Here is a 25,038-nt window from a genome sequence, read left to right as displayed (position 1 = left end):
AATAAAATCGCACGCCTGCAAGCCTGACCACTGCGACGTCTATAACGGTTATGCATAAACCTATGCATAGTTGGCATAGGTTGACTGCCCACTTTCCGTTACAGTTTCGCTGCGCGATGGCGCATTTGCAGAATGTAGAACTGTCGCGTGACCGCTGCTTGATCTTTTTCGAGCCTAGGCTGTGGTCCACAACTATTAACAAAATCAGGAGATTTATGTCTACCCGCAAACTTACAATGCGCGCCTTCCATTCTTACGCACTGATGATGTTCGGCGCTTTATTGCTGTCGACTTTCGCGGCGCAGGCGCAAGATCAAGCCAAACTGCCTAACGTCGTGATCCTGGCGACCGGCGGCACCATCGCCGGCACCGGCGCCGACAGCACCACGACCGTGGGTTATACGTCGGCCACCGTAGGCGTGGAAAAACTGATCGCAGCGGTTCCAGAGCTGAAGAAGGTCGCCAACGTCAAGGGCGAGCAGGTATTCCAGATCGCCAGCGAAAGCATGACCAACGACCATTGGCTGAAGCTGGCCAAGCGCGTCAACGCGCTGTTGGCGCAACCGGATGTGGATGGCATCGTCATCACCCACGGCACTGACACCATCGAAGAAACCGCTTATTTCCTCGACCTTACCGTGAAGAGCCGCAAGCCTGTGGTCGTGGTCGGCGCCATGCGTCCATCGACCGCGATCTCGGCCGACGGCCCGATCAACCTGTACAACGCGGTCCTGCTGGCCGGCAGCAAGGATGCCATCGGCAAGGGCGTGCTGGTATCGCTGAACGACCAGATCAATTCCGCGCGTGAAGTGAGCAAGACCAATACCTCGACCACTGACACCTTCAAGTCGACCGAACTGGGCATGCTGGGCTACATCCAGGGCAACAAGGCTTACTTCTATCGCCAGTCGACCCGCAAGAATACGGTCGATACAGAGTTTGACATCAGCAAGCTGGACGTGCTGCCGCAGGTCGACATCATCTACGGCTACGCCAACATGACCCGCGCCGCACTCGACGCGCAAGTCGCTTCGGGCGCCAAGGGCATCATCCAGGCTGGCGTCGGCGACGGCAGCGTCGCGGCGCAAATGAAAACGCCTTTGGTGGAAGCGCGCAAGAAAGGCGTGATCATCGTTCGCGCCAGCCGCGTCGGCCAGGGCATCGTAGCCCGTAACGGCGAAGCCAACGACGACGAACTGGACTTCGTGGTGGCGGATACGCTGAATGCGCAAAAGGCCCGCATCTTGCTGATGCTGGCGTTGACCAAGACCAAGGACACCAAGGAAATCCAGCGCATGTTCTACACCTATTGATCATGCGTCCGTGATCCGGGCAGTCAGGAGCCAGCTAATGATTTAGCTGGCTTTTTTATGCAGCGGCGGTACTTTGCAGGTGTTGGATTCTTGTAGCAGCGGCAACAGCTTTACGCTGTTTCTGTGGGGAATGATGCTAAGATGACTGACGCACCAGCGATAAACCTACCCATGCAATGCCTGTGAATTCAAACGATCAAGCGCCCGGCAAGCCACTACTGTCGCTAGTGGTTCCTTTCTACAACGAGAGTTCGGCGATCGGGCCATTTTTCCAGCGCATAGGCCCGATACTGGCCGCTCTGGATCGTTTCGATTGCGAGATTGTGTGCGTCAACGACGGCAGCGCCGACGATACCTTGGCCCAGCTGATCGCCACCGCCAGCCAGGACCGCCGCCTGCGGGTCATCGATTTGTCGCGCAATTTCGGCAAGGAGGCAGCCCTGACCGCCGGCCTCAACGAGGCACGGGGCGATGCCGTCATTCCCATCGATGCCGACCTGCAGGATCCGCCCGAACTGATCCCGCGCTTGATCGCGGAATGGCAGAACGGTTACGAAGTGGTGCTGGCCAAGCGCGTCAACCGCGACAGCGATTCCTACATGAAGCGCAACAGCGCCAGCCTGTTTTATCGCCTCTACAACGCGGTGTCGGACATCAAGCTGCCTGAAAACGTCGGCGATTTCCGCCTGATCGACCGCCAGGTGCTGGAATCGCTCAAGCAATTGCCGGAAAACCGCCGTTTCATGAAAGGCTTGTTTGCCTGGGTCGGCTACCGCACCACCACCGTGGAATATGTGCGAGAAGCCCGTAGCGCGGGAGAGTCCAAGTTCTCCGGCTGGCGCCTGTGGAATTTCGCGCTGGAGGGCATCACCAGCTTCAGCACTGTGCCGTTGCGCTGGTGGACTTACTGCGGCTTTGCGATTTCATTGCTCGCCTTTATCTACGGCCTGGTAATCATTTGCAAAACCCTGATTTACGGCATCGACATGCCGGGCTATGCCTCGCTCCTGACGGTGGTGCTGTTCCTCGGCGGCATACAGCTGATCGGGATTGGCGTGCTTGGCGAATACATGGGCAGGACTTACCTGGAATCAAAAGGGCGTCCGATCTACCTGGTCCGGCGCCGTTACCAGAAAACGGAAGACTAGCGGCCTGATGTCGATGTCGATGCTGAGCTACAGGCGGTTCCTGATCTATGCCGCGGTCGGTGCGACCGGTACTGCGTGCCAGTACGGCATCCTGGTCCTGCTGGTGCAGGGCGGCCTGGCCGGCCCGGTGCCGGCCTCGGCGGCCGGCGCCCTGGCTGGCGCCATCGTCAACTACGGCCTCAACTACTGGCTCACCTTCCAGAGCCAAGCCGGCCATCTGCAGACGGCTAGCCGCTTCGCCCTGATCGCGATTGCCGGCATCGCGCTGAATACCGGGCTGATGCATCTGCTGACCGTGCCGCTGGCGCTCAATTACCTGGTGGCGCAGATCCTGTCGTCAGTGGCGGTGCTGCTGCTGACTTATTCCGCCAACGCATTATGGACGTTCAGGTCGAAGCGGCCGCAGACCAGCGTTCCCGCCAAAAATGACTAGAAAATTCCCGCTGTTTTTCTCCCCCTTGCCGTGGGCGGCGCTGATGGGGCTTGCCGCCTTTGTGTTTTATACCGGCGGCACGATTGTCTGGCCCACCTACACTGAATGGCTGATGCGCGGCGATTTCGGCCAGCATTTCCTCGGCTGGAATTTTTTCCGGCACACGCCGCTGTGGCAATTTCCTCTGGGAGCGAACCCTGCTTACGGCGAAACGCTGGGCAGTTCGATTGTCTTTACCGATTCGACACCGTTATTCGCTTTCCTGTTCAAGCCTTTTACCGCCTGGCTGCCGCAGCCGTTCCAGTACATCGGCATCTGGCTGATGCTGAGCGCCATGCTGCAGGGGATTTTCGCATGCAAGCTGCTATCGCTGTTCTCGCGCGACCGGTGCGTCGTGCTGCTGGCGACCGCCTTTTTTGTCCTGGCGCCGCCCTTCTGGTGGCGCATGCTGCTGGAATGCGACGCCTTGTCGGCGCACTGGATGATCCTGGCGGCCCTGTACCTGTATTTCAGGGACCGCTCAGGCTGGCGCGGCTGGCTGCTGCTGCTGTGCCTGGCGACGCTGACGCATGCCTACCTGCTCGCCATGGTGCTGGCGATCTGGGCCGCCGACATGCTGCAGCGATGGCTTAAAGACCAGGCGTCGTTGCGGACGCTGGCTGGACGGACAGCCGTGAGCGCCGCTTGCCTGGCGCTGCTGATGTGGGTGAGCGGCTATTTCATGGTAGGTGGCAGCCTTGCCACACCTTACGGCAGCTATTTCCGCATGAGCTTGCTGGCTTTGTTCGATCCGCTTCACTGGTGGTCGAGAATCCTTCCTGACCTGCCCAGAAGCGGCGGTGAATACGAAGGCTTCAATTATCTCGGCAGCGGCATGCTGCTGCTGGCAGTCCTGGCGCTGCTGCTCTTGGTGCGCAGCAAGGGCCGGGCCACACTGCATTGGCACTGGGCGACCTTGCTGCCGTTGCTGGCGGCAGCGCTGGTGCTGGCTTTGCAGGCGCTGAGCAATTCGATCGGCTGGGCAGAGCACGACCTCTTGGTTTACCGCTTACCGGATGTTCTGCAACGGCTGGCGGATGTTTTCCGGGTATCGAGCCGCATGTTCTGGCCCATGTTCTATCTGATCTATATCGGCGTTTTCCATATCGCCTTCAATCTGATCGGCAAGCGCTGGCTGCCTTTCCTGCTGGCAGCGCTGCTGGCGCTGCAACTATGGGACAGCAATAGCGCCGCGCAGAATATCCGCAGCAACATCGGCGGCTATCGCTGGCAATCGCCGTTGCAGTCTGTTTTCTGGAAGCAGCTGCCGGCCAGCTATCGCCGTATCGCCGTGGTCATGCCGAGCGCTTATTCTTTCGATTACTTTCCCTTGACCTTGTATGCATCGGAACATGGCCTGCCGATCAATAGCGGCTACTTTGCGCGCTGGGATAAAAACGCCTTGCTGGCCTTGCAGCGCCAGACCGCGGAAATGGTAGCCAGCGGCAGCTATGATCCGCATACCCTGTATGTCTTCTATAACGATCCGCTGTCTCTTGCGTTCTGGGAGCAGGCGAAAGCCAGCGCCGGCGCGGCTGACCTGGTTACCCGGCTCGACGGGCTCGGCGTGCTGGCGCCGGGCTGGATGCAGTGCGGCGCCTGCCGCAGCCTGTACCTGCCGGCGGCTCCGGCGGTACCGGCGGCCGCACCTGCCTACACGCTGGGCCAGGCGCTCGAGTTCCGCGACGGCGGCAATGCCGGCCCCTACCTGGCCGGCGGCTGGGCTACGCCTGAAAGCTGGGGTACATGGAGCAAAGACAACCAGGCGGCCATGCGGCTGCAGCTTGCCGCCCCAATCACCGGCGACCTGACGCTGACCGTCAGCGGCCATTCTTTCGTACCGCCCCGTTACCCGAACCAGACGGTGAAGGTGTCGGTCAATGGCCAGGCCATAGGTGAGCTGCGCTACAGTGCGGAACGCAACGAGAGCGTGCAGGAGCTGCGCATTCCGGCTGCGCTGGCGTTGAAAAATCACGGCGAACTGCTGATCCTGTTTACTGTCGCCGAGCCGGTATCGCCGATCCAGGCGATGCAGAGCAAGGACGTGCGGGCGCTCGGCCTGGGTGCGGTATCCATGACGATCGCCGGCGGCCGGCAGTAATGGCCGGGATCCGCCGCACGTCGGAGGTTTGAGTGGGAGTCTACCGCCTGCTGCTTGCCATCGCCGTCCTGCTTTCGCATCTCGGCATCAGCGTTCAAGGCCGCAACATCGGGGTGTTCGCCGTGGTGTCGTTCTTCATCCTGAGCGGCTATGTGATGACCGCTCTGCTGGACCGCAACTACACGCAGCTGTCCAGCGTCGGCAGGTTTTACCTGGACCGTGCGATGCGCCTGTTCCCGCAATTCCTGTTCTATTTTTTCCTGACCCTGTTGCTGATCGCGATTGCCCGTCCGGTTTCGCCATTCATCGCTGAGTTGACGTTGCCGCACATCGCCTTGAATGCGATCATGCTGCCGCTGAATTTCTTCCAGTATTTCCTGAACTGCCAGATTATTCCCCAGGCATGGTCGCTTGGCCTGGAGTCGCAGTTCTACCTGGTGATTCCTTTCGTCATCATCTGCAATGTGCGCGGGCCGGTGTTTCTTGGCTCGCTCGCATTTTTCCTGCTAGCCTATTTCGGCATCCTGAATCCGGATATCTGGGGCTATCGCATGCTGCCGGGCACGCTGTTCATGTTTTTGCTGGGCAGCTATCTCTACCGTACCCCCAGCAAGGCCGCGCTGGGACTGGCCTATCTTACGATTTGCGTGATGTGTGCAGGCGTCGCCAGCCATCCCGCCTGGCAATTGCCGTTCACCTTTGAAGTGCTGACCGGCCTGGTATTCGGCGTGCCGCTGGTCTGGGGTTTGTCGCGCCTCAGTTTTGGCCGGCTGGAAGAACTGGCCGGTAATCTCAGCTACGGCGTCTTCCTGAATCATTTCCTGCTCATCTGGCTGTTCCAGAGCCTGGGCATCAGCGGTGACGCCTGGTGGTATGTCTACGCCCTGATCGCCAGTTCGATTGCCCTGGCCGGCATCTCCTACGTCCTGGTCGAGCGTCCTGTCATCCGCTTGCGGCGCGCCTTGCGCAAACAGACAGTGCCGCGGCAGCCCACGTTTGCGGCGGGCGGCGCGCTGTTGAAGAAAATTCCGCCGGCAATATGGACGCTGCTGATCGGACTGGCGGCCTTTGTCTTCTACACAGGCGGCGCAATCGTCTGGCCTGGCTCTACCGCGTGGCTGATGCGTGGCGATTTCAGCCAGCATTTCCTCGGCTGGAATTTTTTCCGGCATACGCCTTTGCTGCAATTTCCGTTAGGGGCAAACAGAGACTACGGCGAAAGCCTTGCCAGTTCCATTGTTTATACCGACTCGACCCCGCTGTTTGCATTTCTGTTCAAGCCGTTTGCCGCTTTCCTGCCTGAGCCATTTCAATACATCGGCATCTGGCTTGCCATGTGCGTCGTGCTGCAAGCTTATTTTGCGTATAAATTACTGTCCTTGTTTTCGACAGAGCGCATTGCGGTTTTACTTGGCACGGCATTTTTCGTCATCGCACCGCCTTTATGGTGGCGGATTCATGTCGAGCATGAAGCGCTGGCCGCGCACTGGCTGATCCTGGCCGGGCTGTACCTGTATTTTTTCGACAGATTCCGCGCCCGCGGCTGGCTGGTCCTGCTCGGCGCCGCGGCATTGACGCACGCCTATCTGCTCGCCATGGTGCTGGCGCTGTGGGCTGCCGACCTGCTGCAGCGTTGGCTGAAAAAACAGATGTCCTTGCGGACGATGCTCGCGCATGCTTTGCTGGCAGGCGCCTGCCTGGCGCTCGTCTTGTGGTGCACCGGCTATTTCATGCTGCATGATGGCTTGAGCGGCGTAGCCGGCTTTGGCTATCTGCGCATGAGCCTGCTTGGCCTGGTTGATGCCATGGGATGGTGGTCGGCCCTCCTGCCCGAGTTGTCCCGCAGCTCGGGCGAATATGAAGGGTTCAGCTATCTGGGCAGCGGCATGCTGATGCTGTTGCCGCTGGCCTTGCTGGCAATGCTCATCGCCAAAAGCGGCCGCGCGGCGCTGGCCTGGCGCTGGGCCACGCTGCTGCCGTTGTTGCTGATTGCTGCGATCCTGACATTGCTGGCGCTCAGCAACTACATCGGTTGGGGCGAGCGCGATCTGCTGGTCTATCGTCTGCCGGGTCCGCTGCAATCGCTGGCCAGTGTTTTCAGAGTGTCGGGCCGCATGTTCTGGCCCGTGTTCTATCTGATCTATCTGGCCTTGTTGTATGCCTGTTTCAAATTGATCGGACGCCGCGTGCTGCCCTACCTGCTTTCGGGCTTGCTGCTGTTCCAGCTGGTCGACAGCAATACCGCGGCCAGGAATATCCGCGCCTACATGCAGGACGGGACCTGGACTACGCCTCTGCAGTCGGCCTTCTGGCAGCAGGCGCCGCAGCGCTATCGCCGCATCGCGCTCGCCATGCCGGCAGCCGATCCGGACGGGTATTTGCCGATTGCCTTGCTGGCGTCGAATCATCGCATGCAGATCAATGACGGCTATTTCGCCCGCATAGATGCGGGCCGGCTGGCGGCGCTGCAGCGGCGGACGGCGGCGACGGTGTTTGCCGCGGATTACGAGGCGCAGACACTGTATGTCTTCCTGCGCGACCCGGTTTCCAGCCTGCTGTGGGAGCAGGCCAGAAACAATGCCGGGCCGGCCGATTTCGTGGGAGAGATTGACGGTTATCGCGTACTGGCGCCGGGCTGGCGCAGTTGCGGCGAATGTCTGCCAATGCACCAGCCGGTAGCGCTGCCGGCAGCCGCACCGCCTGCCGGCTATGCGTTTGGGACTGCAATCGATTTTCGCAGCGGCGGCAACGCCGATCTGTATCGCGCGGGCGGCTGGGCCAGATTCGAGGCGTGGGGTAGCTGGAGCGACGGCAACCTCGCAGCGCTATGGCTGGATGCAGGCGGGCAGGGTGCGGCCGAGCGCGAGCTGGAGATTACCGGGCAGACCTTCCTGACGCCGCAGAATCCGCTGCAGGCGATACAAGTCAGCGTCAACGGCCAACTGGTCGGAGAGTTGCGTTATACCCTGGCTGCAAGCGAGGGTCGCCGCCGCCTGAGGATTCCCGCCGCATTGTTTGCAAAAGACCATGGCCGGATGCTGATACTGTTTTCCATTCCTGCCCCGGTGGCGCCCATGCAGGTAGCTGCCGCCAAAGACCTGCGGCGCCTGGGGCTGGGGGTGATATCGATGGTGATCCATTGATATCCGGCCTGCCTTGATGGTAGTCTTCATCATCGCACGCTAATCCATTCATATCTAACAAACAGAGCCATGTCCGAAGAATTCGAAGTCCCCAGCCCGCACGAACACCACCTGGAACACGTCACCGAGCACGCCCACGGCAGCGGCGACAATTTCGCCGGCAAGATCGCCGTGATGACCGCCATCATGGCAACCGTCGGCGCCATGTTCAGTTACCAGGCCGGTTCCACCGAGAGCGAGGCGGCGATGAACAAGAACAACGCCGCCATCAAGAAAACCGAAGCGTCCAATCAGTGGAACTACTACCAGGCGAAATCCAGCCGGCAGAACCTGGCCGAACTGGCGACCCATATTCCGGGCGTCGACGCGGCGCACTACGCAGCCGAGGCGGCGCGCTACAAGGGCGAAAAAGAAGTGGTGCAAAAGAAGGCGCAGGAGCTGGAAGAAGAGGCTAGTGCCTGGGATGAGAAGTCGGAGCAGGTCTTGCACCAGCATCACCGCTGGGCGCAGGCGATGACGGCGATCCAGATCGCGATTTCGCTGGCGGCGATCACGCTGCTGACACGCAAGGAATGGCTGAAGAAGGTGGCCTACGGCGCGGCGGGAGTCAGCGTGGTGCTGGGCATCCTGGCCTGGCAGCATATTTAATGCTTAAACGCTGCAGATAACAAAAGGGGAAGCACATTGTGCTTCCCCTTTTTGTTTTACATCTATTAGCGCGTCACAGGCTTGTAGCGGATGCGCTTAGGCTTGGCGCCTTCTTCACCCAGGCGCTTGCGCTTGTCGGCTTCGTATTCCTGGTAGTTGCCGTCGAAGAACGATACCTGCGATTCGCCTTCGAAGGCCAGGATGTGCGTGGCGATGCGGTCCAGGAACCAGCGGTCATGGCTGATCACCATCACGCTGCCGGCGAATTCCAGCAAGGCGTCTTCCAGCGCGCGCAAGGTTTCCACGTCGAGGTCGTTGGACGGTTCATCCAGCAGCAACACGTTGCCGCCCTGTAGCAGGGTCTTGGCCAGATGCAGGCGGCCGCGTTCACCGCCGGACAGGTTGCCGACAATCTTTTGCTGGTCGCCACCCTTGAAGTTGAAGCGGCCCAGGTAGGCGCGCGACGGCATTTCAAAGCGGCCGACGGTGAGGATGTCGGCGCCGCCGGAGACGTCTTCGAACACGGTTTTCTGGTCCGACAGCGAGTCGCGCGACTGGTCGACGATGGAGACGCGGGCGGTGGTGCCAAGCACCACTTCGCCGCTGTCCGGCTGTTCCTTGCCGGTGATCATCTTGAACAAGGTCGATTTACCGGCGCCGTTCGGGCCGATGATGCCGACGATGGCGCCAGCCGGGATGCGGAAGCTGAGGTTATCGATCAACATGCGGTCGCCGAACGATTTCGTGACATTCTTGAATTCGATCACTTCATTGCCCAGGCGCTCGGCCACCGGGATGAAGATTTCCTGGGTCTCGTTGCGCTTCTGGTATTCGTGTTCGCTCAGCTCATTGAAGCGGGCCAGGCGCGCCTTGCTCTTGGCCTGGCGGCCCTTGGGATTCTGGCGTACCCATTCCAGTTCCTTGGCGATGGTTTTCTGCCGTGAGGACTCTGTCGCTTCTTCCTGCTTCAGGCGGTCGCCCTTCTGTTCCAGCCATGAGCTGTAGTTGCCCTTCCACGGGATGCCGTGGCCGCGGTCCAGTTCCAGGATCCATTCGGCGGCGTTGTCGAGGAAGTAGCGGTCATGGGTGATGCCGACCACGGTGCCAGGGAAGCGTTGCAGGAACTGCTCCAGCCAGTCCACCGATTCGGCGTCTAGATGGTTGGTCGGCTCGTCCAGCAGCAGCATGTCCGGTTTCGACAGCAGCAGGCGGCACAGCGCCACGCGCCGTTTTTCACCACCAGATAAAACACCGATCTTGGCGTCCCATGGCGGCAGGCGCAAGGCGTCGGCGGCCATTTCCAGCTGCAAGTCGAGATTGCCGTCGCCGGCGGTGGCCAGGATGTCTTCCAGCCGCGCCTGTTCAGCTGCCAGCGCGTCGAAGTCGGCATTCTCGTCCGCATAGGCGGCGTACACCGCGTCCAGCTTGGCTTGCGCTTCAAATGCTTCGCCCAGTCCGCCTTCGACGGCCTGGCGCACGGTCTGCTCCGGATCGAGCTGCGGTTCCTGTGGCAGGTAGCCGATGTTCAGGCCCGGCATCGGGACTGCTTCGCCCTGGATATCCTTGTCGATGCCAGCCATGATTTTCAGCAGGGTCGATTTGCCGGAACCGTTCAGGCCCAGCACGCCGATCTTGGCGCCGGGGAAGAACGACAGCGAAATATCTTTCAGGATCTGGCGTTTTGGCGGCACGATCTTGCCGACCTTGTTCATTGTGTAGACGTATTGGGCCATGAGGAGCAGTGATAATAAAAAGTAATGCGGTGAATAGAGCGGCCCGTGCTAGCGGGCCGGAACTGCCAAGAATAACCTATGCGCGCGAGGTTGACGAGTTGTTAAGCCAATCCATCAAGCCGATGCGCCTGGGCGTATTTTAAACGTACGCCACAATCCCTCGGCCGAATACAGCGCCAAAGCGCACCAGATGACGATAAAACCGTTGAGGCGGTCGCCATCCAGCTGTTCGCCGTAGAGCCAGACGCCGAACAGCAATTGCAGCGAAGGCGTGATGTATTGCAGCACGCCGACCAGCGACAAGGGAATGCGGCGGGCGCCGGCGGCGAACATCAGCAAGGGGATAGAGGTAATCGGTCCGGCCGCCGCCAGCAGCCACTTGGTGGAGGTCGAGGCGCTACTGAAGGTGTTGTGGCCTTGCAGCGAGGTATACGCCAGGAAGGCCAGCGCCAGCGGCAGCACCAGCGCGGTTTCCAGCGCCAGGCCGGGCAGTGCGCCGAGGCTGGCGGTCTTGCGCAGCAAGCCGTAGCCGCCGAAGGTCACGGCCAGCGTCAGCGCGATCCAGGGCGGATGGCCGGCCTGCCAGGTCAGCCACAGCACGGCGCCGGCGGCGATGGCGATCGCCAGCCATTGCAGCGGCCGCGGCCGTTCGTGCAGGAACACCAGGCCGAGCGCGACGCTGACCATCGGGTTGATGAAGTAACCCAGGCTGGCTTCGACGATGTGGTTATTGTTAACCGCCCAGATATAAGTGGTCCAGTTGGCGGTCAGCAGCAGGGCGCTGGCGACGAAGCCGCCGATCACACGCGGCTGGCGCAGCATTGGCCCGACCCAGGCCCACTGCTTGCGCACGGTCAGCACGATCATCAGGAACAGGAAGGACCAGAAGATGCGGTGGGCGACGATATCGACCGGCGGAACCTCTGCTTCCAGCGCCTTGAAATAAATCGGAAACAAGCCCCACAGGACATAGGAGGCGATGGCGTAGAGCATTCCTGCTTGCATGGTGTGATCGATCTAGAGTGAGGGGCGGCGCAGGTATTATTTTATTGGCATCTGTCTGCGACGCGCTGTGAACGGACGGCATATGGCATTTTACGCAATATCGGGCAGGCGCACGGCTGCAACGCTAGCCCTGATCGATAAAGATGCTTCAGATTGCCGCCAGCTCCTGAAAATAAAATATGGTCGACCCCAGTTCCGGCGGCGCCTGGTAGGGGCTGATGCGGGTGCGCTGGAACGGCACCGCATGGGCAAACGCCGGGCCGTCGTAGACGAAGGTATGGAATTCGCCGTTCTCGCCGCAGGCATCGACCCCGGCCGGCAGATCAGCCAGGAAGGCGGCATCGAATTCACGGCCGCAGAATTCCTGCGGCAGGTAATTGCCGTTGATGCAGACCACCACCGCCTTGAAACCGAGCGCCAGGAATTCATCCACCAGCTGCCGGCGCGGTTGCAGCCACAAGGGCAGGCAAGCTTGCAGGCCGGCCTGCGCGCAGACCTTTTCTTCCCACTCGCGATGCGCCTGCAGGTCGATGTCGCCGAACACAGCATGGCGCACACCGTCGCTGTGAGCGGCGCGCAAGGCGGCGACGAATTTTTCTTCATACTGCTGCCAGCTGGCGCTGTAGAACTCTAGCGCAACGCCGAGCGCGTCGGCCTGGGCTTGCAGCAAGGCCGGCGGCACGCCATGCGAACGGGCGCGCTGGCCGCTTTCATCGAGCGCGGTGATCAGGCGCTCGATCTGCATCCCGCTCTGGCGCGCACGCCACAGCGCCAGGCAGGAATCCTTGCCGCCGCTCCATGAAACCAGTGCGCTGCCAGCCTGCGCCACCACTGTTGCGCTCATGCTTTTGCCGTCTGCATCAGGCGCTGATGCTCGGGCCGCGCCACCAGGCGATGCAGCAGCAAACCACCGACGCCGCAGATCGCCATCACCACCATCAGCGGCACTGCCGTGCCGTCATGCCACAGGCTCATGCTGATGCCGGAAGTGATGCCGAGCGCGAACTGCAGGGTGCCCATCAGCGCCGACGCCACGCCGGCCTGCTTGCCCTGTTGCGACAAGGCGATGGCGGATGCGTTCGGGCTGATGAAGCCGTAGCTGGCGAGGAAACCGAAGAAACCGAGCAGCAGCACCGGCAGGCTGTTGACGCCGCAGGCCACCAGCAGCGCCACGCTCAGGCTGAGCATTGCGGGTATCCACAGCGCGCGGCCGAGGATGGTGTCGAGCGAGTAGCGGCCGACCAGGCGGGCGTTGACTTGCGACGCGGCGATCAAGCCGAAGGCATTGGTGCCGAAGACGAAGCCGAAATGCTCGGGCTTGATGCCGTGCAGTTCGATCAGTACAAAGGACGAGCCGGTGATGTAGGCGAACATGCCGCCCTGGATCAGGCCGCCGACCAGGCTATAGGCGACGAACTGGCGGTCCAGCAGCAGCCGGCCGTATTGCTTCAGGGTGCGGCCCAGGTGCAGCGGATCGGCTTTGTGGCGGTCCAGCGTTTCCTGCATGGTGTAGTGGATCGCCAGCAGGCAGAACAGGCCGAAGCCGGCCAGGCCGCCGAAGATCACGCGCCAGCCCCACAGCTTGAGCACGGCGCCGCCGATCAGCGGCGCCAGGATAGGCGCCAAGCCCATTACCAGCATCATCAGCGAGAACGCTTTGGCGGCGCCGGTGGTGCCGAGACGGTCGCGGATCACGGCGCGGCCGATCACCATGCCGGCGCAGCCGCCCAGGCCTTGCAGGAAACGGAACAGTATCAGCGCGGTGACGTCCTGCGATACCATGCAGGCGAGCGATCCCAGCAGGTACAAGCTCATGCCGACATACAGCGGCGGCTTGCGGCCGAAGCGGTCGCTCAACGGTCCGTAGAACATCTGGCCGACCGCCAGCCCGACCAGGAAGGCGGCCAGGGTCAGCTGCACCAGGTTGCTGCCGACCCCGAACTGTTGCGCGATGGTGGGGAAGCTCGGCAGATACATGTCGATGGAGAGCGAGCCAATGGCGGTCAATGCGCCAAGCAATAAGAGCCAGCCCGGGAGAAATCTCTCCGGTGCTGAAGTTGCAGTTGTGTTTGTCATGGAATGCTTAGGGTTGCGCCAGTTGCCGGCGCCGGGTTAAATATTTGAAGCGGGTGGAATGCGCTGGCAGGAACTGCCGGGAGGCTGCACAAAATAAATGCTTTGGGCGCTCAAGCGAATGCTTATGTTACAGGAACATAGGGTTTTCTGCCGGCGGCGGTCCGGCGTGTGCTGCGCGGCGGCCGTTTTTCGCAGCCGCCGGCCGCTACAGCTTATGCTGCCAGGAAATCCAGCAGCGTCATGGCGATCACCTTGGTAGCCTTGCGCAAGTCATCCAGCGCCAGGTTTTCATCGGCCTGCTTGGCGTTGGATTCCATCAGGGTGCGCGGACCGGCGCCGTACAGCACCACCGGAATGCCGTGCTCGCCATACAACCGGGCGTCGGTGTAGAGCGCCGAACCGTTGGCCGGGATCGCCTCGCCCAGCACCGCCAGCGCATTCGCCTGCACGCTGGCCAGCAGCTTTTCGTGGCCGGGCAGGGGGCGCAATGCGCGCGCCAGCAGCAGGCGTTTGATCTCGACGCGGATGCCGGGCAAGCCGTCGACGGCGGCGGCTATCATGGCCCGCACCTCGGCTTCGACCGCGACCGGATCTTCTTCCGGAATCATGCGCCGATCCATTTTCAGCACCACTTTGCCCGGCACCACATTGGTGTTGGTGCCGCCGTCGATGCGGCCGACGATCATGGTGGGATGGGTGATGCCGGGAATCGCCGAACTGATTTTTTTCAACTCCGGCAGCTTGGCGTAGATCGCCTGCAATACCTTGGTGGCGGCTTGCAAGGCATCGTGGCCGGTTTCCGGCATCGAGCCGTGGGTAGCCTTGCCATGCACAGTGACTTCAAACTGCAGGCAAGCGTTATGGGCAGTGACGACGTTGTAGCTGAAGCCGGGGCCGATCACCAGGTCCGGTTTGGTCAACTGGTTTTCGAGCAGCCAGGCAGGTCCCAGCAAGCCGCCGAATTCTTCGTCGTAGGTGAAGTGCAGTTCCAGCGCGCCCTTGAGCGGCACGCCCAGCGCTTCCAGCGCTCGCACCGCAAAAATATAGGTGGCGAAATCGCCTTTGGAGACTGTGGTGGCGCGGCCGTAGATGCGGTCGTTTTCGATCTCGCCGCCGTACGGTTGCTTGCTCCAGCCTTCGCCCGGCGGCACCACGTCGCCATGGGCGTTCAGCGCCAGCGTCGGACCGGCGCCGGCATATTTGCGACGGACGATCAGGTTGGTGATGCTCTCCATGCCGTAGTCCTTGACGGTGGCGGCCGGCACCGGGTGCTTCTCGGCCTGCCAACCCCATGCCGTCATCAGTTCGGCCACCGCGTCGGCGTGCGGCGCGTTGTTGCCGGGCGGGGTGTCGGTGGGGATGCGGACGATCTTTTGCAGGAACCCGACTTCTTCGTCAAAGTGGCTGTCGATCCAGCTGGCGAGCTGTGCGGATAACGCTGTTTTAGTCATGGCGGCGGCGGGGAGAGTTGCAGGAGTACTTGATTCTACGACTTTGGCGCCATGAGAGGGAAAACCGGTGGGCAGATTTTCTGCCCCCGCTGCGGGCCATGTCAGCCGCCGATGTATTCCCGGTGATAGCGGCGCCCGAGGTCGGTCAGGATTTCATAGCCGATGCTGGCGGCCAGCCGCGCCACCTCGTCCACCGTACGATGCGGACCGATCAGTTCCACCAAGGCCCCGGCCTGCACGCGCTCGGCGGCGATGCCGCTGACATCGATGGTGATCGAATCCATGGAAACCGTGCCGACCATAGGCGCCGGCTGGCCGTCGATGAAGGCGATGCCGCGGTTGCTCATGCTGCGCAGCCAGCCGTCGGCATAGCCGACGCCGACGGTGGCGATCCGCCGTTCTTCGCTGGCGCTATAGCTGATGCCGTAGCCGACGTGGTCGCCGCGCTGGATGGTGCGGCTCTGGATGATGCGGCCGTGCAGCGCCACCACCGGCTGCAAAGGGTTGGCGGCGCCGGCCACCGGCGCGATGCCGTACAGCGCCGCGCCTGGACGCACCAGGTCGAACTGGTAGTCGGGGCCGAGAAAGATGCCGGAAGAATTGGCCAGGCTGGCGGCGACCTGCGGCAGGCGCTGGCGCCAGCTCTTGAAGCGCGCCAGCTGGTTGGCGTTCATCGGATGGTCCTGGTGTTCGGCGCAGGCCAGGTGGCTCATCAGGAACAGTGGCGGGATGCTTTCCATGAAGGCCGGATTGGCCAGCCAGGCTTCCGCTTCGGCCGCCGGCAAGCCCATGCGCGACATGCCGGTATCGACCTGGAAAATCGCCGGCAGCGGCCGCTGCAGGGTTTGCGCCAGCGTATGCCAGGCTTCGATTTGCTGCAGGCTGTTGAGCACCGGCGTCAGGCCGTGGGCGATCAGTTCGCGTTCGGTGCCGGGCGGCGCGCCATGCAGGACGAAAATCTCGGCGGTGGCGGGCAGGTGCGGACGCAGTGCGATGCCTTCATCCAGATGCGCCACGAAGAAGTGGCGACAGCCTTCCGCCGCCAGCGCCGGCCCGACTTTGTCGGCGCCGAGGCCGTAGGCATTGGCCTTGACGGCGGCGGCGCAGGTGGCCTTGCCGGCCTGCTGCCTGAGCAGGCGGTAGTTGCTGCGTACCGCATCCAGGTTGACTGTGAGGATCGCGCCGGCATGTGCTGCTTGTGGGTTCATCGGGTTTCGCTCAAAAATCGCTTAAAAACTGTGTGGATCACATTTGCTGCACGCCGGCCAGGGGCGTTTCAGGCATAGGCAGGATGCACCGCTTGCCCGAAGTCCTTGCTGTAGCGGCCGACCGCCAGGTCATCCGCGGCGATCGCCGGCCGCTTGCCGGAAATCAGGTCCGACAGCAGCTGCGCCGAGCCGCAGGACATGGTCCAGCCTAGCGTGCCGTGGCCGGTATTGAGGAACAGGTTGCGGATATGGGTGGCGCCGACGATCGGCGTGCCGTCTGGCGTCATCGGCCGCAAGCCGGTCCAGAAGCTGGCGGCGGCGGTATTGCCGGCGCCCGGGAACAGGTCATTGACCACCATCTCCAGCGTGGCGCGGCGTTTCGGCTTGAGCGTCTTGTTGAAGCCGACGATTTCAGCCATGCCGCCAACCCGGATGCGGTCGTCGAAACGGGTGATGGCGATCTTGTAGGTTTCGTCGAGAATGGTGGAGACCGGCGCCGCTTCGGCATCGACGATCGGTACCGTGATCGAATAGCCTTTCAGCGGATACACAGGGATGTCCACCAGCGAACCGAGGAAGCCGGTGGAGTAGGCGCCCAGCGCCACCACATAGCTGTCGGCCTGCAAGTGCTCGGAGCCGCACTGGACGCCGGCGATTTCGCCGTTGGACAAGGTCAGGGCGTCGATCTGCACGTTGTAGCGGAAACGTACGCCCAGCTCCTCGGCCATTTGCGCCAGTTTGGTGGTGAACATCTGGCAATCGCCGGTTTCATCGTTGGGCAGGCGCAAGGCGCCGCTCAGCTTGTGCTTGACCGCTTCCAGCGCCGGTTCGGCCTGCGCCAGCTGGTCCGGCGTCAGCAGTTCGAACGGCACGCCGGTTTCTTTCAATACTTCGATATCCTTGGCGGCATCGTCCAGCTGCTGCTGGCTGCGGAATACCTGCATGGTGCCGAGCTGCCGGCCTTCATAGGCGATGTTGGTATCGGCGCGCAAGACCTTGAAGCAGTCGCGGCTGTATTCCGCCAGGCGCACCATGCGTTCCTTGTTGACGGCGTAGCGGGCCGAGCTGCAGTTGCGCAGCATCTGCCACATCCAGCGCAGCTGGAACAGGGTGCCGTCGGGAGTGATGGAGAGCGGCGCGTGTTCTTGCAGCATCCACTTCAGGGCTTTCAGCGGGATGCCGGGCGCGGCCCAGGGCGAGGCATAGCCGGGCGAGATCTGGCCGGCGTTGGCGAAGCTGGTTTCCTGCGCCGGGCCCGGCAGGCGGTCGATCACGGTCACTTCATGACCGGCGCGCGCCAGGTAATAAGCACTGGTGACGCCCACCACGCCGCTGCCAAGGATAAGTACTCGCATCTTGAATCTCCGTAACGCCTGTTCGTATCTTACTGCGCGCTGGAAATCCGGCGGGCTGGCGATACGGAATGCGTAGTAATGAATTGTTTTTGATTTGCAGTAATAAGCGCTATGCTATTAGCAATTTCCCAGCATTTGTTACTGTATAAACCGAGAAATTCAGTAATTAGTACTAAAAATTTAAGAAAAACCGTCATGAGAATCTACAAGGAATCCAACCGCGCCCTGGACAAGCTGGACCGCCACATCCTGCGCCTGCTGCAGCAAGACGGCCGCATGTCGATGAAGGACCTGGGCGAGCAGGTCGGGCTGTCGATCACGCCCTGCATCGAACGGGTCAAGCGCATGGAGCGCGATGGCGTCATCGACGGCTATTACGCGCGCATCAATCCGGCCGCGGTCGGCGCCAAGCTGCTGGTGTTTGTGGAGATTACGCTGAACCAGAAATCGGCCAACGCCTTCGAGCAGTTTCGCCGCGAAGTGCTGCGCATTCCGGAAGTGCTGGAATGCCACCTGGTGTCCGGCGATTTCGATTACCTGATCAAGGCGCGGATCCGGGAAATGGCGGAATACCGCAAGCTGCTGGGCGACATGCTGCTGCAGCTGCCGGGGGCGGCGCAGTCCAAGAGCTATGTGGTGATGGAGGAGATCAAGGAGACGCTGGCCTTGTCGCTGGAAAGCAGGTAGCGCCTGCTGAGCGGTTTTCCCTGCATGGATTAGAATGCCGGTGCACAATAATTCCAGTAAGAAATATTCACGCCGACCATCATCGTGCCCAAGGAGACCGTAATTGAAATTGCCCATCCTCATCGTAGCCCCCCTGTTGTTATTGTGCGCGCAGGTCCTGGCGCAAGCCGCGCCGCCGCCAGCCGCGGAGAACAATGCGGTCACCGCCTTCGTCGCCGTTAATCTGCTGCCGATGGAGACGGAGCGCGTCTTGCCCGGACAAACGGTGCTGGTCGAGCACGGCAAGATCACCGCGATCGGCGCGGCGCTGCCGATTCCCGCCGGCGCCCGCATCGTCGACGGCCATGGCAGCGCATTCCTGTCGCCAGGGCTGGCCGACATGCATACCCATTCGGACACCAGCGGCGACCTCAAGGTCTATCTGGCGAATGGCGTCACTACGGTGCTGAATATGGGCGAGGCTTCCAACGGCTTCATCGCCCAGATCCGGCCTGAAGTCAATCGCGGCAAGATCGCCGGGCCGCATGTGTATGCCAGTTTCGAGGTCGACGGTTCGCCCCGCTACGGCCATTTCGTGGTCAGCAATGCGGAGCAGGCGCGCGCCGTCGTCGGGCTGGCGAAAACCAACGGCTACGATTTCATCAAGGTGTACAACAATCTGTCGCCCGAGAGTTTCGCGGCGCTGGCGGATGAAGGCCGCAAGCAGCACATGCCGCTGGTCGGGCATGGCGTCACGGCGGTCGGGCTGGAACGTCAGCTCGATGCCGGCCAGGTTATGGTGGCGCATGCGGAAGAGTTCATGTACACGACATTCTTCCATCCCGGCCAGGACGGTAAACCGGCGCCGGCCGACGCTGCTCCGGACAGCGCTGAAATTCCGGCGGCCATCGCCTTCGTCAAACGCAACCATGCTTTCGTTACCGCCGATCTCAACACCTACGCCACGATTGCCCGGCAATGGGGCAAGCCGGCGGTGGTCGAGCGCTATCTGCAGATGCCGCAAGCGCGCTACCTGGCGCCCGACCGGCGGCTGCAATGGGGCGGCGAAGACTATGCCCGGCGCCAGGGCGATCTTGGCGCCAGGCTCGCATTTCTGCGGCTTTTCACCAAGCAGATGGCGGACGCCGGCGTGCCCCTGATTGCCGGCACCGACGCGCCGACGATTCCCGGCCTGGTGCCCGGCTATTCGCTGCACGATGACCTGCAGGAGTTGGAGCAGGCTGGTCTTAGCCGCTACCAGGTTCTCGCTGCCGCTACCCGCGTGCCGGGTGAGCTGATCCGGCAGTCTTTGCCCGACGCCGAAGCGTTCGGCACGATCCAGGTCGGCAGCCGCGCCGATTTGATTCTTTCGGAGAAAAATCCGCTGGACGACCTGGCGACATTGCGCACGCCGCTGGGCGTCATGGCCAACGGCAACTGGTATCCGCAAACGGCGCTGCAGGCATTGCTGGAACAGGTAGCCGGCAAGTATCAGCGCGCGTTCATGCCCTAGAAAAAAAAGCGGGTAAAGGCATGAGCCCTTACCCGCTTCGGCACGACGTCGCGGCTGCTTACATCCGGCCATCCCGGAAATCCTGGATCGCCTGTTCCACCTGCTCGCGGGTATTCATCACGAACGGCCCCCACTGCGCAATCGGTTCATTCAGCGGCCGTCCGGCGATCAGCAGGAAGCGGCTGTTGCCATCTGCCTGCAGGCTGACGCCGGCTGCATCGGCAACGTTGCTCAGGATCGCCATGCGGCCTGCCGGTGCGCTGCGGCTGTCTGTGCCGATGCGCAGTCCGCCTTCGTATACATACAGGAAGGCATTGTGGCCGGCGGGGATCGGCAGATCCAGCTGCTGGCCGGCTTCCAGCTGCACGTCCAGGTAGAGCGGCTCGGTATGCGGCCGTTGCACTGCGCCGGCGGTGCCGAAAGCCTCGCCGGCAATCACTTTCACCTTGACGCCAGGCTGCGGCGATACCTGCGGAATCTGCTCGGCCTGGAGGTCGCGATAGCTGGGCGCGATCATCTTGTCGCCCGAGGCCAGGTTGAGCCACAGCTGGAAGCCGCTCATCAGGCCGTCTTCCTGTTCCGGTAGTTCCGAATGCACCAGTCCGCTGCCGGCGGTCATCCACTGCACGCCGCCGGCTTGCAGCAAGCCTTCGTTGCCGGCGTTGTCGCGATGGCGCATGCGGCCTGCCAGCATGTAGGTGACGGTTTCAAAACCGCGGTGCGGATGGTCGGGAAAGCCGGCCAGGTAGTCTTCCGGCTTGTCCGAGTGAAAATTGTCCAGCATCAGGAACGGATCCAGCCGGCGCTGCAGATCATTGGTCAAGACCCGCACCAGGCTGACACCCGCGCCATCCTGGGTGTTGATGCCGGTGACCAGGCGTTCGAGTTGGCGATTGAATTTCATCATTTGCTCCGTTCCTTGAAGAGTTTATCTATTGCTTATTTTTTCGAGCTTCCGTCATCCGTTACCGCCAGCATCAGCAACGCGCCGATGATCGAGATGTTTTTCAGGAAGTTGTTCAGCTGATTCTGGAAATTGGCCGGATCGGCTTCCCAGAAGCGGTGCGCGGTCAGGGTTGCGGCGACCGTGAACAGCGCCACGATGATGGCGATCGGCCGCACGTTCCAGCCGGCCATGATGGCCAGGCCGCCGCCGACTTCGACCACGATGGTGGCGGCTACGGCGAAGGTCGCCAGCGGCACGCCGAGGCTGGCCATGTAGCCGGCCACGCCGGAAAAGGCGGTGATCTTCAGGATGCCGGAAATGAGGAACAGCGAAGCCAGCAGGACGCGGCCGATGCGGTACAGGTTTGGCGAAGTTTGCATGATGTGTCCAATCTATAAGTAGATGTAAAACTGGGTTATGAGACCGAGGTAAGCAAGCGTTTGCTGGCGCCACCGGTTATCGGCTACTGATTGCAGCGAACGAAACCATCTTAATCCTCCTGAGTTTTGCAAGATATTGCTTATCTTGCGATAATCTATATCTAATTATTCGATAATGTTGGGGCACCATGAATATCGAGAGACTGTCGCTGGATCAACTGCGGGTATTCGCCCAGGTCGCTGACAGCGGCAGCTTCCTGGCGGCGGCGCGCGCCCTGGGCCGGGCGCAATCGGCGGTCAGCTATGCCATCAGCACGCTGGAAAACCAGCTCGGCGTGCCCTTGTTCGACCGCGGCAGCTACCGGCCGCAGCTGACTGCCGCCGGCATCGAGTTGTTGCGCGATGCGCGCCAGGTGCTGGGCCAGGTCGACGCCATGCAGGCGCGCGCGGCCGCCTATTCGCAAGGGCAGGAGCTGGAGATTACCCTGGCGTTCGACGTTTTTTTCCCGACCACGGCGCTGGTGGCCTTGCTGGCGGATTTCCGGGCAGCCTTTCCCGGCGTCACGGTGCGCCTGGAAATCGAAGCGCTGGGCGCCGTCGCCGAACGCGTGATCGACGGCGAGGCGATGCTGGGCGTGCTCGGCACCCTGCCGATCGTGCCGCCCCATCTGCTGCACGTCAGCTTGCCGAGCGTGCTACTGGTTGGCGTGGTGGCGCCGGCCCATGCGCTGGCGCAGATCAAGGGCCGCATCCCCGGCCATGTGCTGGAGCAGCAGGTGCAGCTGGTGCTGAGCGACCGCAGCGCGCTCACCGCCAACCAGGATTTCTCGGTGCATTCTTCGCTGGCCTGGCGCATGAGCGATCTCGGCACCAAGCACGCCCTGCTGCGCGCCGGCTTGGGCTGGGGCTATATGCCGCGCCATGTCATCGCCGACGATCTGGCTAGCGGCCGGCTGGTGCCTATCGTCACGGCGGCCCATCCACCCGCGGGCGCGGCGCTGCCGATGCAGTGCGTATACAGGCCGGACCGCCAGGTCGGCCCGGCGCTGACCTGGTGGCTGGATGCGCTGGCCAGGCTGACTACTTTCGATCCGGCCTGAACGCCGCTGCGGCCTGGCGATGAATCCCGGTTGCGCTGGACCGCATGGTCCGGCACAATGGCGCTGCAGTAGGAGATGGCATGCCTTCCCGAAATGCCTACAAGTTCCTGGATGGGATTTGTAGGCGCACGTGTTTTGATTTACGTTGCCCTGCCATTCAGGTTTGAGTTCTTCAAATCTTCTGTTTCTCCTTATGATGAAAAAAACAAACTATCCAGAACAGCTGCTGATGCTGGCGTATCTCGCGCGCTGGCTAATCCTGGCATCCTTGGTAGGCGCGCTGGCCGGCCTGGCGTCGGCGCTGCTGCTGCTGTCGCTGGAGTGGGCCACCGATACCCGCAATGCGCACCGCTGGCTGTTGTGGCTGCTGCCGCTGGCCGGCCTGGCGGTGGGCTTGATCTATCACTTCCTCGGCAAGTCGGTGGAGGGTGGCAACAACCTGCTTATCGATGAGATCCACGACCCCAAGCGCATCGTGCCGAAGCGCATGGCGCCGCTGATTTTCCTAGGCACCGTGATAACCCATCTGTTCGGCGGTTCCGCCGGCCGCGAGGGCACCGCGGTGCAGATGGGCGGCGCCCTGGCCGACGTGCTGACCCGCATCGCGCGCCTCGGGCCGGACGAGCGGCGCATCCTGCTGATGGCCGGCATCAGCGCCGGCTTTGCCTCGGTATTCGGGACGCCGCTGGCCGGCGCCATCTTCGGCCTGGAAGTGCTGGCCATCGGCCGCCTGCGCTACGACGCCATCCTGCCCTGTTTCATCGCCGCCATCATCAGCGACCAGATCCCGGCTTTGCTGGGTGTGCAGCACACCCACTATGCGATTCCCTTCGTGCCGCATTTCGGCCTCGGCATCTTCTCCGCCACGCTGCTGGCGGGGATCGTGTTCGGCCTGGTCGGCATGCTGTTTGCGCAGGCCACGCATGGTTTGTCGCGGCTGGTCAAGCGCTGGATCAAGTTCGCGCCCTTGCGGCCGTTTGCCGGTGGTGTCGCCGTGCTCTTGCTGGCCATGCTGCCGGCCACCGACAAGTATTTGGGGCTGGGGATTCCGACCATCGTCGAAGCTTTCGAGAAGCCGCTGCCGCTGTACGACTTCGGCGGCAAGATCCTGTTCACGGTAGTGACGCTGGCTTCCGGCTTCAAGGGCGGCGAGGTGACGCCGCTGTTCTACATCGGCGCCACGCTGGGCAACGCGCTGGCGCAGATTTTATCGATGCCGATTCCGCTGCTGGCCGGGCTGGGGTTTGTGGCAGTGTTTGCGGGAGCCGCCAATACGCCGATCGCCTCGACCATCATGGCGATCGAATTATTCGGACCGGAAATCGGCGTGCTGGCGGGCATCGCCTGTGTGGTCAGCTATCTGTTTTCCGGCCACACCGGGATTTATCATGCACAGCGCCTGGGCCAGGCCAAACGGCATGCGCCGGATGAACGCAAGCCCGAGCCGGGGTTGGAATAAAGAGACCGCTCAGCCGAACTTGCGCACAGCATCCAGCGCCAGGCCGGCGCCGATGCTGCCGAACAGATCGCCTTCCACCGCTTTTGCCGACGGCACCAGGGCAGCGATCTTGTGGCGCAGCAGCTGCACGCCGCTGGAGCCGCCGGTGAAGAACACCGTATCGACCTGGGCCGGCGTGACGCCGGCATCGCGCAGCAGGTTGGTGACTGTATCTTCCACGCTGGTGACCAGATGGGTGATGCTGGCGTTGAACTGTTCGCGCGTCAGGCTCAGGGCCTGGTCGGGGGCGATGCGGTCCAGGCTCATCTGCACCGTTTCGGCATCCGACAGGCCGATCTTGCCCTGCTCTACCTGCAATGCCAGCCAGTGGCCGGCGCGCTGTTCGACCAGGTCGAGCAGGCGGCCGAACTTCTCGCGCTCGACGGTTTCGCGATGCACGTCCTTCAGCTGCAGCCAGGCCTTGCGGGTATAGATCTGGTTGATGGTGTGCCAGGTCGCCAGGTTGAAGTAATAGCTGGAGGGCACTTCGCTATTGTTTTGCAGGCGGCTGCCCAGCCCCAGCATCGGCATCACGCTCGATAGGCTCAAGTACTTATCGAAATCGGTGCCGCCGATATGGACGCCGCCGGTGGCCAGGATATCGTCGCGCCGTTCGCTGTTGGCGGCCCGCTGCGGCGACAGGCGCACCAGCGAAAAGTCCGAGGTGCCGCCGCCGATATCGGCGATCAGCACCAGTTCTTCACGCTGGATGGTGGATTCATAGTCGAAGGCGGCGGCGATCGGCTCGTATTGGAAATCGATATGCTGGAAGCCGACCGAACGGGCGATTTCCGCCAGGGTGTCTTGCGCGCGCTGGTCCGCCGTCGGGTTGTCGTCGACGAAAAATACCGGACGGCCCAGCACCACGCTCGAGAATTCCTTGCCTGCAGCGTTTTCCGCACGTTGTTTCAGTTCAGCGATGAAATGGGTCAGCAAGGCGCGGAACGGCAGCGCGCGGCCGCCGACTTCGGTCTGGGCGTCGATCAGGCTGGAGCCGAGCAGGCTCTTGAGGGAGCGCATCAGGCGCCCTTCGTAACCGGTCAGGTAGGCGCCCAGCGCGGCGCGGCCGAAACTGAAGGCGTCGTCTTCGGCGTTGAAGAAAACCACCGAGGGCAGGGTGACCTTGCCGTCTTCCAATGGCAGCAAGGCATTGTGTCCGGGCCTGCTCCAGCCAACCGTGGAATTAGACGTGCCGAAATCCACGCCACAAGCATTTGACATCGCCATACCTCGCACACAAAATTGGCCGGCAATGGTATACCAAACGTATGGGCTGCGCAGG

The 25,038-nt window shown here is 62.1% G+C and carries 20 protein-coding genes; 10 read left to right on the top strand and 10 right to left on the bottom strand.

Annotated features, from left to right (window positions below):
* Positions 1-263: 263 nt before the first annotated feature.
* From BCF11_RS09580 to BCF11_RS09555, 6 genes are all read left to right on the top strand, one after another.
* Positions 264-1,313: a type II asparaginase gene (locus tag BCF11_RS09580; RefSeq protein WP_233212664.1), complete on the top strand. Its 1,050-nt coding sequence runs from the start codon at positions 264-266 to the stop codon at positions 1,311-1,313.
* A gap of 176 nt (positions 1,314-1,489) precedes the next feature.
* Positions 1,490-2,461 carry a glycosyltransferase family 2 protein gene (locus tag BCF11_RS09575; RefSeq protein ID WP_098494542.1) on the top strand — a complete coding sequence of 324 codons (972 nt, stop codon included), beginning with the start codon at positions 1,490-1,492 and terminating at the stop codon, positions 2,459-2,461.
* A 7-nt stretch (positions 2,462-2,468) separates the two neighbouring features.
* Positions 2,469-2,894 carry a GtrA family protein gene (locus tag BCF11_RS09570; protein ID WP_098494541.1) on the top strand — a complete coding sequence of 142 codons (426 nt, stop codon included), beginning with the start codon at positions 2,469-2,471 and terminating at the stop codon, positions 2,892-2,894.
* Entirely contained in the window at positions 2,887-5,034 is a 2,148-nt protein-coding gene (locus BCF11_RS09565; protein ID WP_143751286.1) for a DUF6311 domain-containing protein, read from the top strand. The genes BCF11_RS09570 and BCF11_RS09565 overlap by 8 nt, the downstream gene beginning before the upstream one ends.
* 32 nt (positions 5,035-5,066) lie before the next feature.
* Entirely contained in the window at positions 5,067-8,177 is a 3,111-nt protein-coding gene (locus BCF11_RS09560) for a DUF6311 domain-containing protein (RefSeq protein WP_098494539.1), read from the top strand.
* Between the two features lie 69 nt (positions 8,178-8,246).
* Positions 8,247-8,825 (top strand): DUF4337 domain-containing protein, encoded by a 579-nt coding sequence (locus BCF11_RS09555; RefSeq protein WP_098494538.1) that lies wholly within the window; start codon positions 8,247-8,249, stop codon positions 8,823-8,825.
* Between the two features lie 65 nt (positions 8,826-8,890).
* Here the strand turns inward: BCF11_RS09555 and ettA are convergent, their stop codons facing one another.
* The 7 genes from ettA to BCF11_RS09520 all read right to left on the bottom strand — a co-directional run bounded on the left by ettA (position 8,891) and on the right by BCF11_RS09520 (position 17,653).
* Complete coding sequence (gene ettA, locus BCF11_RS09550) at positions 8,891-10,558, bottom strand: energy-dependent translational throttle protein EttA (RefSeq protein ID WP_098494537.1); 1,668 nt, start codon at positions 10,556-10,558, stop codon at positions 8,891-8,893.
* A 114-nt stretch (positions 10,559-10,672) separates the two neighbouring features.
* Positions 10,673-11,563, bottom strand: coding sequence for an EamA family transporter RarD (rarD, locus tag BCF11_RS09545; protein ID WP_098494536.1), 891 nt, complete (start codon positions 11,561-11,563; stop codon positions 10,673-10,675).
* Between the two features lie 148 nt (positions 11,564-11,711).
* Entirely contained in the window at positions 11,712-12,407 is a 696-nt protein-coding gene (locus BCF11_RS09540) for a diphthine--ammonia ligase (RefSeq protein WP_098494535.1), read from the bottom strand.
* On the bottom strand, positions 12,404-13,639 hold the full coding sequence (locus BCF11_RS09535) for a Bcr/CflA family multidrug efflux MFS transporter (protein WP_098494534.1): 1,236 nt from the start codon (positions 13,637-13,639) through the stop codon (positions 12,404-12,406). The genes BCF11_RS09540 and BCF11_RS09535 overlap by 4 nt, the downstream gene beginning before the upstream one ends.
* Positions 13,640-13,851: 212 nt before the next feature.
* Positions 13,852-15,090, bottom strand: a complete 1,239-nt coding sequence (locus tag BCF11_RS09530) for an ArgE/DapE family deacylase (RefSeq protein WP_098494533.1) — start codon at positions 15,088-15,090, stop codon at positions 13,852-13,854.
* A 101-nt stretch (positions 15,091-15,191) separates the two neighbouring features.
* Positions 15,192-16,298, bottom strand: coding sequence for an alanine racemase (gene alr, locus BCF11_RS09525; RefSeq protein WP_098494532.1), 1,107 nt, complete (start codon positions 16,296-16,298; stop codon positions 15,192-15,194).
* Between the two features lie 68 nt (positions 16,299-16,366).
* Complete coding sequence (locus BCF11_RS09520; protein ID WP_098494531.1) at positions 16,367-17,653, bottom strand: D-amino acid dehydrogenase; 1,287 nt, start codon at positions 17,651-17,653, stop codon at positions 16,367-16,369.
* 195 nt (positions 17,654-17,848) lie between these two features.
* On the opposite strand from BCF11_RS09520, the gene BCF11_RS09515 reads away from it, so the two are divergent.
* On the top strand, positions 17,849-18,340 hold the full coding sequence (locus tag BCF11_RS09515; protein ID WP_098494530.1) for an Lrp/AsnC ligand binding domain-containing protein: 492 nt from the start codon (positions 17,849-17,851) through the stop codon (positions 18,338-18,340).
* Between the two features lie 103 nt (positions 18,341-18,443).
* Positions 18,444-19,832 carry an amidohydrolase gene (locus BCF11_RS09510; RefSeq protein WP_098494529.1) on the top strand — a complete coding sequence of 463 codons (1,389 nt, stop codon included), beginning with the start codon at positions 18,444-18,446 and terminating at the stop codon, positions 19,830-19,832.
* A gap of 58 nt (positions 19,833-19,890) precedes the next feature.
* Here BCF11_RS09510 and BCF11_RS09505 read toward each other — a convergent pair whose 3' ends face one another.
* Both BCF11_RS09505 and BCF11_RS09500 read right to left on the bottom strand, forming a co-directional pair.
* Positions 19,891-20,739, bottom strand: coding sequence for a pirin family protein (locus BCF11_RS09505; RefSeq protein WP_098494528.1), 849 nt, complete (start codon positions 20,737-20,739; stop codon positions 19,891-19,893).
* Between the two features lie 32 nt (positions 20,740-20,771).
* Positions 20,772-21,158: a DoxX family protein gene (locus BCF11_RS09500; RefSeq protein ID WP_098494527.1), complete on the bottom strand. Its 387-nt coding sequence runs from the start codon at positions 21,156-21,158 to the stop codon at positions 20,772-20,774.
* 188 nt (positions 21,159-21,346) lie between these two features.
* Between BCF11_RS09500 and BCF11_RS09495 the strand changes: the two genes are divergently transcribed.
* Positions 21,347-22,258 carry a LysR family transcriptional regulator gene (locus BCF11_RS09495; protein WP_098494526.1) on the top strand — a complete coding sequence of 304 codons (912 nt, stop codon included), beginning with the start codon at positions 21,347-21,349 and terminating at the stop codon, positions 22,256-22,258.
* Positions 22,259-22,454: 196 nt separating this feature from the next.
* Positions 22,455-23,717 carry a voltage-gated chloride channel family protein gene (locus BCF11_RS09490; protein WP_199111109.1) on the top strand — a complete coding sequence of 421 codons (1,263 nt, stop codon included), beginning with the start codon at positions 22,455-22,457 and terminating at the stop codon, positions 23,715-23,717.
* Between the two features lie 9 nt (positions 23,718-23,726).
* On the opposite strand, the gene BCF11_RS09485 is transcribed toward BCF11_RS09490, so the two are convergent.
* Positions 23,727-24,977 carry an Hsp70 family protein gene (locus BCF11_RS09485; protein WP_098497406.1) on the bottom strand — a complete coding sequence of 417 codons (1,251 nt, stop codon included), beginning with the start codon at positions 24,975-24,977 and terminating at the stop codon, positions 23,727-23,729.
* Positions 24,978-25,038: the final 61 nt, after the last annotated feature.

This window comes from Collimonas sp. PA-H2 (genome assembly GCF_002564105.1).
In the GTDB taxonomy this organism is placed as follows: domain Bacteria; phylum Pseudomonadota; class Gammaproteobacteria; order Burkholderiales; family Burkholderiaceae_D; genus Collimonas.
Note: the sequence above shows the minus strand (reverse complement) of the source record. Positions and strands in the feature narration are given on the sequence as shown.